General features: G+C 45.1%; 13 protein-coding genes. 11 read left to right on the top strand and 2 right to left on the bottom strand.

Annotation, left to right across the window (positions count from 1 at the left end):
* Positions 1-137: 137 nt before the first annotated feature.
* Positions 138-1,151, top strand: a complete 1,014-nt coding sequence (gene glpX / locus B8880_RS04420; RefSeq protein WP_084256316.1) for a class II fructose-bisphosphatase — start codon at positions 138-140, stop codon at positions 1,149-1,151.
* Positions 1,152-1,247: 96 nt separating this feature from the next.
* On the opposite strand, the gene B8880_RS04415 is transcribed toward glpX, so the two are convergent.
* A complete protein-coding gene (locus B8880_RS04415) occupies positions 1,248-2,006 on the bottom strand; it encodes a DeoR/GlpR family DNA-binding transcription regulator (RefSeq protein ID WP_084256314.1) in 759 nt (252 codons plus the stop codon).
* Positions 2,007-2,218: 212 nt separating this feature from the next.
* On the opposite strand from B8880_RS04415, the gene ltnD reads away from it, so the two are divergent.
* From ltnD to B8880_RS04365, 10 genes are all read left to right on the top strand, one after another.
* Entirely contained in the window at positions 2,219-3,118 is a 900-nt protein-coding gene (ltnD, locus tag B8880_RS04410) for an L-threonate dehydrogenase (protein ID WP_084256312.1), read from the top strand.
* A 2-nt stretch (positions 3,119-3,120) separates the two neighbouring features.
* Complete coding sequence (gene otnK, locus B8880_RS04405; RefSeq protein WP_084256310.1) at positions 3,121-4,371, top strand: 3-oxo-tetronate kinase; 1,251 nt, start codon at positions 3,121-3,123, stop codon at positions 4,369-4,371.
* Positions 4,368-5,012 carry a 3-oxo-tetronate 4-phosphate decarboxylase gene (gene otnC, locus B8880_RS04400; protein ID WP_084256308.1) on the top strand — a complete coding sequence of 215 codons (645 nt, stop codon included), beginning with the start codon at positions 4,368-4,370 and terminating at the stop codon, positions 5,010-5,012. Before otnK ends, otnC begins: the two co-directional genes overlap by 4 nt.
* A 1-nt stretch (position 5,013) precedes the next feature.
* On the top strand, positions 5,014-5,790 hold the full coding sequence (gene otnI, locus B8880_RS04395) for a 2-oxo-tetronate isomerase (RefSeq protein ID WP_084256306.1): 777 nt from the start codon (positions 5,014-5,016) through the stop codon (positions 5,788-5,790).
* Between the two features lie 13 nt (positions 5,791-5,803).
* Positions 5,804-6,751 carry a D-erythronate dehydrogenase gene (denD, locus tag B8880_RS04390; RefSeq protein WP_084256304.1) on the top strand — a complete coding sequence of 316 codons (948 nt, stop codon included), beginning with the start codon at positions 5,804-5,806 and terminating at the stop codon, positions 6,749-6,751.
* Between the two features lie 11 nt (positions 6,752-6,762).
* Positions 6,763-8,235 (top strand): GntT/GntP/DsdX family permease, encoded by a 1,473-nt coding sequence (locus tag B8880_RS04385; protein WP_084256302.1) that lies wholly within the window; start codon positions 6,763-6,765, stop codon positions 8,233-8,235.
* Between the two features lie 69 nt (positions 8,236-8,304).
* Entirely contained in the window at positions 8,305-9,675 is a 1,371-nt protein-coding gene (locus B8880_RS04380; protein WP_084256300.1) for an alpha/beta hydrolase-fold protein, read from the top strand.
* Positions 9,676-9,686: 11 nt separating this feature from the next.
* Positions 9,687-10,364 carry a cyclase family protein gene (locus tag B8880_RS04375; RefSeq protein WP_084256298.1) on the top strand — a complete coding sequence of 226 codons (678 nt, stop codon included), beginning with the start codon at positions 9,687-9,689 and terminating at the stop codon, positions 10,362-10,364.
* A 231-nt stretch (positions 10,365-10,595) separates the two neighbouring features.
* Positions 10,596-11,912, top strand: coding sequence for a GntP family permease (locus B8880_RS04370; protein WP_084256296.1), 1,317 nt, complete (start codon positions 10,596-10,598; stop codon positions 11,910-11,912).
* A gap of 13 nt (positions 11,913-11,925) precedes the next feature.
* The gene (locus B8880_RS04365; protein ID WP_084256294.1) at positions 11,926-13,287 is read left to right on the top strand and encodes an NAD(P)H-dependent oxidoreductase; all 1,362 of its coding nucleotides are present in this window, start codon (positions 11,926-11,928) and stop codon (positions 13,285-13,287) included.
* Between the two features lie 47 nt (positions 13,288-13,334).
* On the opposite strand, the gene B8880_RS04360 is transcribed toward B8880_RS04365, so the two are convergent.
* Positions 13,335-13,856, bottom strand: coding sequence for a gluconokinase (locus tag B8880_RS04360; protein ID WP_084256292.1), 522 nt, complete (start codon positions 13,854-13,856; stop codon positions 13,335-13,337).
* Positions 13,857-13,998: the final 142 nt, after the last annotated feature.

Here is a 13,998-nt window from a genome sequence, read left to right as displayed (position 1 = left end):
AAATTGAAAAGTGCGGTCGATTTTTTCACACTATTTGCGCAATCGCCGCCGATACTATGCTAAACTACGGTTTTGTGTGGATAGCAAATCCATAGGCTACTTTATCAATCCTCAACTTAAGGAACAGGTCACACAAAATGAAAAGATCCCTCGCAATTGAATTCTCCCGCGTTACCGAAGCTGCCGCTCTGGCAGGATTTGCCTGGTTAGGGCGCGGCAACAAAGACGCCGCCGACGAAGCCGCCGTAAAAGCCATGCGCATTATGCTCAACCAAATTGACATCAATGGTGAAATTGTGATCGGCGAAGGCGAAATCGACGACGCCCCGATGTTGTATATCGGCGAAAAAGTCGGTAACGGCAGCGGCGACGCCATTTCGATTGCCGTCGATCCGATCGAGGGAACGCGCATGACCGCGATGGGACAAGCCAACGCCCTATCGGTGCTTGCTGCCGGCGGGCCGGAAACTTTCCTGCAAGCGCCTGATATGTATATGGAAAAACTGGTGGTCGGGCCGGAAGTGAAAGGCATGGTCGATCTCAATCTGCCGTTGGAACAAAACCTGCGCCGTGTCGCCTCCAAGTTAGGTAAATTGCTGTCGCAGCTGACCGTCATCACCCTCGACAAACCGCGCCACCACGAAACCATCGCCAAAATGCAACAACTGGGCGTGAAAGTGTTGGCCATTCCCGACGGCGATGTCGCCGCATCGATTTTATGCTGCTTGCCGGATAACAATGTCGATATGCTCTACGCCATCGGCGGTGCGCCGGAAGGCGTGGTCGCCGGCGCTGCGATTCGTGCGCTAGGCGGCGAAATGCAAGTGCGGTTGTTGCCGCGCAACCAAGTCAAAGGCGACAGCGAAGAAAACCGCGCCATTGCCGCACAAGAGATCGCGCGCTGTCAACAGATGGGCGTGGAAGTGAACAAAGTGCTGCAATTGGAAGAGATCGTGCGCGACGATAACCTGATTTTCTCCGCCACCGGCATCACCAACGGCGATCTGCTGAAAGGCATTCACCGCAAAGGCAACCTCGCCACCACCGAAACCCTATTGATTCGCGGTCGCTCACGCACCATTCGCCGCATTCAATCGTTCCACTATTTGGATCGCAAAGACACCGATCTGTATCGTTTGATTGGTAGCTAAACCACCACTGAGCCATACCTTTGAGCTATGCCTTTGAGCTATGCCTTAAAATGCGGTTTAACCCTCGCTATCGGCAGCAAAACCGATAGCGATTTTTTATGCCAACACCAGCTCAATATTTAAATTCTGAATATTTTTCTGCACGCTGTCCAGCAGGGTGTGATCGGTCACAATCGTATCGAACACTTCCAAACCGTAAATCCAAAAGGTCGCCACTTTGCCGTATTTCGACGCATCGGTGACCAAAATATTCTGTTTGCTCGATTCCACAATCGCACGCTTCACCGCCAATTTCTTCTCATCAGGCGTAGTTAAGCCCTTTAAATTCCATGATGAGGTCGAAATAAACGCCACGTCAATCGAAATATTACGCAGAAATTGCGCCGACAGTTCGCCGACCGAAGAGTAGTTGTCTTTGCAAACATAGCCGCCGGTGTGAATCAGTTCGCCGCTGCCCTCTTTAATCAAAAAATTGGCGATCACAAAATCATTGGTAATCACCAGCAAATCACTCCGCTTGGCAATATGATGTGCAATTTCTAAGGTTGTCGTACCGGCATCTAAATACACCGTTTTGCTGTCGCCGATTAATTGCGTGGCAGCCGCGCCGATAGCTTGTTTTTGTGCTTGGAACAAGAGGGATTTATCATCGTGGGTCGGCTCGATAAACAAACGTTGCAGCAGCTGCACCCCGCCGGAAACCGATACCACCTTGCCTTGCTCTTCCAATTTTTGAATATCCCGCCGCACCGTCATATGCGACACCTGCATAATCTCGACCAGTTCGGCAATGCTGATCAAATCGTGCTCGGTCAGCAAGGTCAAAATCTGCTTTTGTCTTTCTGCCGGAATCATATGTAATCCTTTAAATTTATTGTGAATTTTCGTGAAATAATAACACTTTATAGGTAACAAAGCCAAATATTGATTTGAAAAAAACCAACAATTCACAATAAATAACACACATTGTGAATATTTGTGATCACTATCGCAGTTTTCCTTTCCTAATTCAGGCATTATACGCTAACCAAATTACTATTAACGTTAAATCGAATGGAGATTTTTTTATGAGCTATTCAGTTGCAGTCGTCGGCCTCGGCGCAATGGGCATGGGCGCCGCCCTTTCCTGTGTAAAAGCCAATCTTGATACTTACGGAATTGATTTAAATCCGGTTTTATTAGAAAAATTAAAACAGGCCGGCGCAAAAGAAGTGGCGGCCAATGCCGATGCGTTTGCCGATAAACTTGATGCGGTGCTGTTGTTGGTGGTCAATGCCGCGCAAGTCAAAGCGATTCTATTCGGTGAAAACGGGCTCGCCGCCAAACTCAATGCCGGTACGGCGGTGATGGTGTCCTCTACCATATCTGCACAAGATGCCAAAGAGATCTCACAAAAATTAACAGAGTTAAACTTAATCATGTTAGATGCGCCTGTCTCCGGCGGCGCAGCCAAAGCGGCACAGGGTGAAATGACGGTGATGGCGTCAGGTTCGGCGCAAGCCTTTGAGAAGCTGCAACCGGTGCTAAGTGCGGTTGCAGGCAAAGTGTATAACATCGGCGAAGAAATCGGCTTGGGCGCAACGGTGAAAATCATTCACCAATTGCTTGCCGGCGTGCATATCGCCGCCGGTGCGGAAGCGATGGCGTTGGCGGCTCGCGCCGGAATTCCGTTGGATTTGATGTATGACGTGGTCACCAACGCCGCCGGCAATTCATGGATGTTTGAAAACCGTATGAAACATGTGGTCGACGGAGATTATAGCCCGCTTTCGATGGTGGATATTTTCGTCAAGGATTTGGGCTTGGTGACCGACACCGCCAAATCGCTGCGCTTCCCGCTGCCGCTTGCCAGCACCGCATTTAATATGTTCACCTCCGCCAGCAACGCCGGTTACGGCAAAGAGGACGACAGCGCCGTCATCAAAATTTTCGACGGTATCACCTTGCCGCAAAAAGAGGAGAAATAATCATGTTGGGTGTTATTGCAGATGATTTCACCGGCGCAAGCGACATCGCCAGTTTTTTAGTGGAAAACGGACTGCGTACGGTACAAATGAATGGTGTTCCCGATCGCTCATTAGAAAGTGCGGTCGATGCGGTGGTTATCAGCCTCAAATCCCGCTCCAATCCGGCGAGCGAGGCGGTACAGCAGTCGTTACAAGCGCTGACTTGGCTACAAAATAACGGTGCGACCCAGTTCTATTTTAAATATTGCTCCACCTTTGACAGCACCGCCAAAGGCAATATCGGACCGGTCACCGATGCGTTATTAAATGCGTTAGATACCGATTTTACCGTGATCAGTCCGGCACTGCCGATCAACGGCAGAACGATTTTCAACGGCTACCTGTTTGTCGGGCAAAGTCTGCTAAACGAATCGGGAATGCAAAACCACCCGATTACGCCGATGACCGATGCTAATTTAGTGCGTTTGATGGACGGACAAGCCAGCGGTAAAACCGGCTTGGTCAGCTATGCCGATGTCATTCAAGGGGCAGATAACGTCAAGCGTTGTTTTGAACAACTCAAACAGCAAGGCTGCCGTTATGCGGTGGTCGATGCGGCGGACAATTCACAGCTGGCGGTGTTGGCGGAGGCAATTGACGATTTCAAACTGGTGACCGGCGGATCTGGCTTGGCAGCATATATGGCGGCGTACAAAAGCCAAAGCAATACGGCACAAGCGGCAAAAACCGCACTTTTACCCACTAAAGCCAAAAGTGTGATTCTATCCGGCTCTTGCTCTGTGATGACCAATAAACAGGTTGCCGCCTATCAGTCACAGGCGGCTCACCGTTTGTTAGACGTTGAACAGAGTTTGAACAATCCGAACTATGCCGATGAGTTATGCCAATGGGTGCTTGCGCATTTAGACGATGCAAATGCGCCAATGGTTTATGCAACTGTGCCGCCGCAAGAATTGAAAGCGATTCAACAACAATTCGGTGCGGACAACGCCAGCCACGCAATTGAGCAAACTTTCGCCCAGTTGGCACACAAATTAAAACAACATGGGGTTAAAAATTTCATTACCGCCGGCGGCGAAACCTCCAGCATTGTGGTACAGGAATTAGGCTTTGACGGCTTCCATATCGGCAAACAAATAGCCCCTGGCGTGCCGTGGTTAAAAGCCCTCGATGAAGACGTCTTCTTGGCGTTGAAATCCGGCAATTTCGGCAGTGAAAACTTTTTTGCTTATGCACAGGAGATGTTTGTATGACCGCACTTTCATCTGAACAACAATTAAAACAGGATTTGGTGCAACTGGCACGTTCATTCTATGAACGCGGTTATAGCGTCGGCGGTGCCGGCAATATTTCCGTGCGTCTGAGCGGCAACCGCTTTTTGGTTACCCCGACCGGTTCGTCATTGGGGCGTTTAAGGGCGGAAGATTTATCCGTGCTGGATAGCGACGGCAACTTGCTGGAAGGCAAAAAACCGTCGAAAGAATCGGTGTTCCATTTGGCGATGTACCAACGCAACCCTAAATGCAACGCCATTGTGCACCTGCATTCCACCTATCTGACCGCACTTTCCTGCTTGGACGGTTTAGATACGGACAACGCCATCAAAGCCTTCACGCCCTACTATGTGATGCGGGTCGGCAAGCTGGCTGTGATTCCTTACTACCGCCCCGGTTCGCCGGACATCGCACGCGAATTAAGCGCAAGAGCGCTGGACGGCAAGGCGTTCTTACTTGCCAATCACGGCGTGGTGGTCTGCGGTGAAGATTTATTCGATGCGGTGGATAACACCGAAGAATTGGAAGAAACCGCTAAATTGCTGTTCCTGCTAAAAGGACAAAATATCCGTTATCTGACTGATGATGAAGTCAATGATTTGAAAAACAGAGGGAAATAAGATGCCTAAGTTTGCTGCAAATTTATCAATGATGTTTACCGAACTGCCGTTTCTCGATCGTTTCGAGGCGGCGGCAAAAGCCGGTTTCAACTATGTGGAATACCTTTTCCCCTATGATTATCCGAAAGAGGTACTGAAAGCCAAACTGCAAGAAAACGGCTTGCAACAAGTGTTGTTCAACACCGCCGCAGGTAACGTGCAAGCCGGCGAATGGGGCGTTTCCGCCATTCCGGGGCGCGAAGCCGACAGCCACCACGATATTGATCTGGCATTGGAATACGCGCTGGCACTCGGCTGCCCGAATGTGCATATTATGTCCGGCGTCGTGCCGCCGGGCGAAAATTATGCCAAATATAAACAAACCTTTATCGTCAACGTGCGCTATGCCGCCGACAAATTTAAACCGCACGGCGTCAAAATTTTGTTGGAAGCGCTCAGTCCGCAAGTCAAACCGAACTACCTGACCGCCAGTCAATTTCAGACCTTGGAACTGGTTGAGTTGATTGATCGCGACAACGTATTTGTGCAATTGGATTACTTCCATGCCCAAAACGTAGACGGCAATTTGTCCCGCCTGACCGACGCCTTAAAAGGCAAATTCGCCCATGTGCAAATCGCTTCCGTGCCCGACCGCCATGAACCTGACGAAGGCGAAATCAACTACCAACACATCTTTGCCAAACTGGACGAAATCGGTTACGACGGCTGGATCGGCTGCGAATATAACCCGAGAGGCGAAACTTCCGAGGGTTTAGGTTGGTTCGAACAATATAAATAATGGAGATGCCGAAATGAAAATCGTGATTACCGGTGGCCAAGGCTTTTTAGGACAACGCCTTGCCAACACATTGTTGCGACAACAGGATATTCAGATTAAAGAGTTGATTTTACTTGATGTGATCGAACCTATTATTCCCAATAATGACAGCCGCGTTCGCAGCATTAAAATGGACTTGCGCCACCCTGACGGGTTAAATGAAATCATTACCCAAGACACAAGTGCGGTTTTCCACTTGGCAGCGATTGTCAGCAGCCATGCCGAAGAAGATCCGGATTTAGGCTATGAAATCAATTTCCTCGCCACCAAAAATCTGTTGGAAGCCTGCCGCAGGGTTAATCCGAAAATCCGTTTTATATTCTCCAGCTCTTTGGCGGTTTACGGCGGCGATTTGCCCGACGTGATCAGCAACAGTACCGCCGTCACACCGCAATCCACTTACGGTACCCAAAAATCGATGTGTGAATTACTCATTAACGATTATAGCCGCAAAGGCTTTGTTGATGGGATTGCAGTACGCTTGCCAACGATTTGTATCCGCCCGGGCAAACCGAATAAAGCCGCCTCGTCTTTTGTCAGTGGCATTATCCGCGAGCCATTGAACAATAAGCCGTCCGTTTGTCCGGTAGCAAAAGAATTATTACTGTGGATTTCAAGCCCGAATACCGTGATCCGCAATTTTATCCATGCCCTGACGTTACCCTCATTGACCTCACGAGACTGGCATGTCATCAATCTACCGGGTTTTACCGTCAGTGTTGAGTCTATGTTACGCGATCTTGCTACGATTAAAGGAGAAGCCATTTTAGAAAAAATCGAATTCCGGTTTGATAAAAAAATTAATGATATTGTCGCCAGTTGGCCGGCGCGCATTGATTGCAGCCAAGCGGCAAAGCTGGGCTTTTATGTCGATAACAATTTTAGTGATGTTATCCATCAATTTATTCAGCATGACTTATAGGAGATAACCCTATGTTCGGATTACCGATTCCCATTATTGGTCTTATTGTTGCCGTTGCCGTACTGGTCTATTTAGTCTTAAAAACCCGTGTCCACGCCTTTATCGCGATGCTGATTGCCTCCGCGATTGCCGGGATTGTCGGCGGGTTGAATGCCACCGAAACGTTGGCGGTGATTTCCAAAGGTTTTGGCGGTACGCTCGGCAGTATCGGGATCGTGATTGGTCTCGGCGTGATGATGGGCAGTATTTTAGAAGTCTCCGGCGCCGCCGAAAAAATGGCATACAGCTTTATTAAATTCTTAGGCAAGAAAAAAGAAGAATGGGCATTAGCCATTACCGGTTATGTGGTCAGCATTCCGATTTTCGTTGACTCCGCTTTCGTCATTTTATACCCGGTAGCCAAGGCGCTCGCGAAAAACGGCAAGCGTTCCCTGTTAACCTTAGGGGTCGCTCTAGCCGGCGGCTTAGTCGTCACGCACCATACCGTACCACCGACACCCGGTCCGTTAGGTGTTGCCGGATTATTCGGTGTGGATATTGGCGCAATGCTGCTAATCGGCATGGCATTTGCTATTCCGGCGGTTATCGGTATCGTCCTGTATGCCAAGTGGTTGGATAAAAAATACCCTGATTTCAATCAACAGGCTTTCACTGATGAAGAGCTGAAAGAAAAATACGACAGCTATATCGAAAGCAGAGAGAAGAAAAACCTACCCGGGTTAGGCATTTCCATGCTACCGATCGTGTTACCTATCGTATTGATCTTTATTAAAGCGATTGTCGATTTAATGGCAAAACAAGCTCAGTTTGCTTGGATTTTAGATTCAACCCTTTATCAAGTGATCGCCTTTGTCGGTAGCCCAATCATCGCCTTAGCCCTGAGCGTGTTGGTCTCAATCTATGCGTTATTACCGAATGCCGACAAAAATACCACCGCACTTCACTTGGAAGAAGGGGTGAAAACCGCAGGGATTATTTTACTGGTGACCGGTGCCGGCGGCGCATTGGGTGCGGTATTACGCGATAGTGGCGCAGGGCAGCAATTAGCGGAACAAGTGGCTAATTTACCCATCTCGCCTATTTTAATTCCGTTCATCGTTTCGACTTTAGTCCGCTTTATCCAAGGCTCGGGTACGGTTGCGATGATCACCGCCGCCTCGATTTCCGCTCCGATCTTAATGGAAATTCCGGGGGTTAATATGTTGCTTGCCGCCCAAGCCGCCACCATGGGTTCCCTATTCTTCGGTTACTTCAACGACAGTCTGTTCTGGGTGGTCAACCGCATGATGGGCATCAACGATGTGAAAAAACAAATGATTGTCTGGTCTATCCCGACCACCATTGCTTGGGCAATTGGCGGAACTGCCGTGATTTTATCCAACTTAGTTTGGGGACAAGACGGTTCAATCTTCGACTTAATATTCCCGCTCGGCGTTCTGGCACTGATTCTCGTCTATGTTCAAACGCAAAACCGGAAACTTTAAGCAACGATTTAAACGGGTAATCATCTGATTGCCCGTTTTCGTTTTTAATCTCTTATTAGGACGGCTCCCATGTTGAAATCTCTTTTTATTGCGGTATGTTCTCTCATCATTTCGCCCTATATCAGCGCTGACACCACACCTGATCAACCACAACAAGCTAAATCCGCTCAGGCGACTTTGATCACGGAGGTTAGCGCCAAAGGACAAAAAATTAGTGCGATTAGCTTGGAATATGAAGATAACTTACTGAGCGGTGATGAATTACAAGATCTTTATCAAGTCGAAGTGCGGTTAGATAGCCAAACTCAAGGAACTCGGCAAATCTTAAGAGCCTATAGCAACAATAAACCGGAACCCTCGCCTATTCCCAATGCCGGAAAATATCTGATTCTTGAGCTGAATAAATGGGATAAAAATGCCGATTTATATTCGCTGAAAACTGAAAATAGCGAACCGATGTTATTCCGCGCCAAAAATGAAAAACAAGAAATCACACAACGTGAAATCGTACAAAGCAACCGCGTACCGCAATTTTATCAAGAGCGGTTGGAATATGTGATTCAACGGCAAGGTTTGCTCAAATTAAGCAACGGCAAAACCCTTGCGCCTGAAACAATCAGCGTCACAGCTGAACCACAAAATGTTAACAATCGTCTTATCGATCAATTCGCCGCCAATCAAGTGTATTTAAACGACCCTAAAAATAGCCTGCATTATCGCCTTTATTCCCCGCAGCAAAAATCTGATCTGAAAAAACACCCATTGACGATTTTTCTGCATGGCTCCGGGCAGTTGGGAGCGGATAATATGGCGCATCTGCTATCCAGCACCGGGGCAATTTCAACCTTAAAATACGAAGACGGCTTTGTGCTCGCGCCGCAATACGCCAGCGTATTTGATCCCTTTGATGACATACAGAAAGGACAACGCGGCGGCGTTCATTGGCAGACCGAAAACCGCCGAACATTATTACTGGCAATGATTGATAAAACGCTACAAGAAAATCCGCAAATTGACCCTGCGCGCATTTATCTGGTCGGTTTATCACGCGGTGCTGAAGGCGCACTCTATCTGCTGCTCGACAGACCGCACTTTTTTGCCGCCGCATTATTAATGAGCGGGCGAGAAGCCTATTCCGTCGAATGGATCGACGGCAACGCAACCCAAGAAAATTTAGCTCCGCTAGCCGACACGCCCATTTGGTTCTTTCACAGCAAAGAGGACAAAGTCTCCCCGGTTGCCGGTTCTCGTATCAATTATCAAATACTCCATGATCAACTCAAAAATCCGAATGTCCGTTATACCGAATTCAGTTTTAATCAAGCTGGAGATAACGGTATTTTGAATAACAATCCCCACAACACATGGGACGCCGTATTTAATAGCCTGGAAGTAAACCTTTGGCTTTTGCAGCAGAAAATTACGGTTCAAATTCATTAAAGGAGCTATTTATGCCATACCAATTATTATCTCACCCGCTGGATATTCATGATCCAGGATTTCCCGGAGAACCGACGCTCACGCTGGAAACCTGTACGAATATAAACAACGGTGATGTTTACAACAGTTCAAAAATTCACTTATTTAATCACTTTGGTACTCATTTTGATGCGCCCAATCACTTTAACCCGAGTGGTAAAACCATCTCTGAATTGCCATTGGAACAATTTATCTATGAAAAACCACTGTTGATCGATATTCCGAAAGAGAAAGCCGGTTTAATTGAACCAGATGACTTAAAACCCCATTTACCCCAAATCCGACAAGCAGATTTTTTGATTATCCGTACCGGATTAGAAAAAGTGCGGTCTGAACACCCGCAGCAGTACGCCGCACAAGGTTGCGCCGTCAGCATCGCCGCCGCTCAATATTTGATTGACCAGACCCCAAATCTGAAAGCTATCGGCTTTGATTTTATCTCGCTGGCTTCCCCAGCCAACCCGGAACACGGCATTAAAGCACATCAAATTATGCTCGGTATGTTCAGTGAAAACTTCATTTGCATTATCGAGGATATGAAATTAGCCGCACTTAACGCCCAAAATCTACGGCGGATTTTTGCCCTGCCGCTGCTGGTAAAAGGGATTGACAGCGCGCAAGTTACGGTTTTAGCAGAAACATCAAGCTAGGAGGGAGAAAATATTCATGAACATATAACGCAATAACAGTTGGGTCAACATCTTACGACTGACCAATCATACTGCAGTCATATACGGCGGTGAGCTGTTCCAAGTAATCAATAACTGGAAAAACAGCCGGTGCTTTACCTGAATGACGATGAAATAAATGATCTTAAAACAGAGGAAAATAATTTAATGACTTATCTATAAAGTTAATTCACAACATATGAGGAGATCAATATGAATAATATTTATATATTAGCAATCTTTGTCATTGCAATCGCAATCATGATATTAATGATATCAAAATGGAATGTCCACCCTGCAATAACACTATTGTTAGTTGTAATCGCACTGGGGCTATCCATAGGTCTAAGTGGCGAACAAACTATGACGCTCTTAACAAAAGGATTTGGAGATACTATCGGCAAAGTTGGGTTATTATTTTTCCTAGGCTGTGTATTAGGCAAGTTACTGGAAAGAACTGGGGCGGCAATAAAAATTACTAACTTTATGTATAAAGTTTTTGGTAAGAAAAGAGCAATTTGGGCTATTGCAGTCGCTTCAGCCATATTGGGCATTCCCATCTTAGCCGATACAATCGTCATTGTCTTAATGCCAATCATATCTAATTTAGCTATCCAAACCGGCGCCTCAATGGCTCAATATGGCACTGTCTTATACTTAGGTGCATATGTAACCGCTTCTGCCGTCCCTCCTACTCCGGGTCCGTTAGCTGCTGCAGCTTTCCTAAATCTGGATTTATCTCAGGCTATCATATGGGGAATAATAATCTCTATTCCCGGAATATTTGCAGGGACTTTATACTGCAAATATTTAAAAATTGATGTTTTACCTAAAGAGGAATTTTTATCCAAAAATGTTGAAGTAAGTAAATTGTCTTTATTTCAATCTATGGCACCGATCATATTGCCTATCCTATTAATTATGATCAGTTCTTTTTTTAGAAATGTCGATATGAACTCAACAATCAAAGAATTCATTATGACGTTGGGAAACCCTATTGTTGCTATGCTAATTGCCGTTGCCTATTCACTAACGCTAACCGGAACCAAATGGAAAAGTAAAGAGGTATTAAATGATTGGGTAGAAACAGGACTTCGATTATCAGCAATGCCAATTATCGTTACCGGTTTGGGTGGGAGTTTAGCCTTAATTATTAAAGATACAAAAGTTGCCGAAAGTATCGCTAACAGTATTTCACAAATCAGTATTCCTCCAATTCTTATTCCATTTATTATAGCCGCCTTAGTAAATACCATTACAGGTTCTAATACATTAGGTGTTTTAACCGGCGCAGCAATAATACAACCCATGCTAAATAATCTTGATATCTCACCTCTAGCGGCCTATTTAGCTTGTGCTACAGGAGCACAAATTTTTAAACACTCGAACTCCAGTGGCTTTTGGGTAACTGTAAGTTTATCAAATATGGATTTAGCTCAAGGGTTAAAATCCGTGGGCGGCGCAACCGCAATCAGCGGTTTAGTATCAGGATTTATCGTTGTAATTCTAGAAATAAGTAATTTAATTTAAAAGGAGAATAGTTATGTATTATAAAGAATTATTTAATATTGATAGGACAATCCGAATTTCTATTTTAGGAGCGAATGGTGGCTTTGGCTATTCTTTATTAGCACAATGTAAATTAATTGATAAATTATCAGTTAGTGTTGTTTGTGATATTGATGCTAATGCTACTAAAAGAATATTAGAAGGATTAGGATGGGATTCTAACAATTTATTAATCTGTTCAAATTTAGATGATATCGAAAGAATCATATCTAAAAATGGAACCGCGATCATTAGCGATCCTGCTCTATTGCCATATTGTCCTGTTGATATGTTAATTGAATCTACGGGCAATCCAGAACTAGGCGCAAAAATTGCGGAAAGAGCATTAATTAACCGGCAACATGTGGGAATGGTATCAAAAGAAACAGAATCTGTCATTGGTCCGTATTTAGCGAATATTGCCAAAGAAAATGGAGTAGTCTATACAACTGTTGATGGTGATCAACCGAGTAATTTAATTCACTTATACACATGGATTGAAGCTTTAGGCTTAGAAATCATTGCCGCCGGAAAATCCAGCGAATATGACTACATATGGGATCCTGAAAAAGATTCTATTAAATATTTGGCTAATGAAGTTATTGTTCCAGAATTTAAAAATTATTGGACTAGTTTAAACAACACAGAAGAAATATTAAAGAATCGGTCTACCTTATTAAATTCATTGCCCCAATATGCAACACCAGATTACTGTGAAATGAATGTAGTTGCAAACTCTTTGAATTTATCAGTGGATAAACCCGAGCTACATTATCCAATCTGTAAAATAACAGAATTAGCCGATATATTTATTCCTAAAGAAGATGGAGGGATTTTATCCAATACCGGTGTGGTTGACGTATTCAACTGTCTAAGAAAAGAGGACGAACTCAGTTTTGCCGGTGGTGAGTTTGTAATTGTTAAATGTCACAATGAATCTGTATGGAATACCTTAAAAGAAAAAGGACATATTGTCAGCAAAAACAATAAATATGCAGCAATAATCCTCCCCTATCACTTAATGGGTGTCGAATCGCCAATTTCAATTTTCTCTGCCGTATTACACAATAGAGCTAGTGGTAACCCTAATCAAAAAAGCGCTGCAATTATGATTGGAAAGGCTGAGCGAGATTTTAATAAAGGTGAAACTCTTACAATGGGAGGACATCATCATGTTATCAAAGATATCAGACCGTTACTCATGAATACTGATATAAATTCAAAACATTTTGCACCATTTTATCTAATGTCTAATAAAAAGCTAATTCGAGATATCAAGAAAGGATCTATATTTAGCTTAGATGACTTTGATTTTAGTGATTCCGTGTTATATGAAATGTATATAAAAAGTATATAATTTCAAATGTTTTCAAAGTGCGGTTTCCCCCGCACTTTGATTATATCCTACAAATACGGCTTCAATGCCGTCTCACATCGCCCCACCACTTCCTCAAACGAGCCGTCGATATCGATATGGATCACGTCGGGTTCGTCTTGTTGCGGCACTTCCAGCGTATCAAACTGGCTTTTCAGCATCTCGGTTTTCATGTAATGCCCTTTGCGCTGTTTCATTCTTTCCAGCACCAGCTCGAAACTGCCTTCCAGAAATAAAAACTTCACATTGTCATTGCCGTCACGAATCAGATCGCGGTACTGTTTTTTCAAGGCAGAGCAAACGATAATGCCGATTTCACTTTTCTGCTCCAAACTGAACGCCGCATCGCGGATCCGCTCCAGCCAAGGGGCGCGGTCATTGTCGTTTAACGGCTGTCCCGATCCCATTTTGATGATGTTGGCACGCGGGTGCAGATCATCGCCGTCGATTAATTTGATCTGCAAGCGTTGCGCAAGCGCGGTGCCGATTGATGTTTTTCCGGTGCTGGACACGCCCATTAAAATAAAACTTTTGCCTTTTGTCCGTTCCATTGCGTTCTCCTCGATTCTGTTATGATTTTTCTATTACCATAGCGTAAAACCAAGAAAATAGTTACCGATAACAAACAATATAGTGAACTTGATCACAAATTTATTTCGCTTAAAAAATTAAATCAACCGCTTTTCCATTGAT

This window comes from Pasteurella testudinis DSM 23072 (assembly GCF_900176075.1).
Taxonomy (GTDB): Bacteria; Pseudomonadota; Gammaproteobacteria; order Enterobacterales; family Pasteurellaceae; genus Chelonobacter; species Chelonobacter testudinis.
Note: the sequence above shows the minus strand (reverse complement) of the source record. Positions and strands in the feature narration are given on the sequence as shown.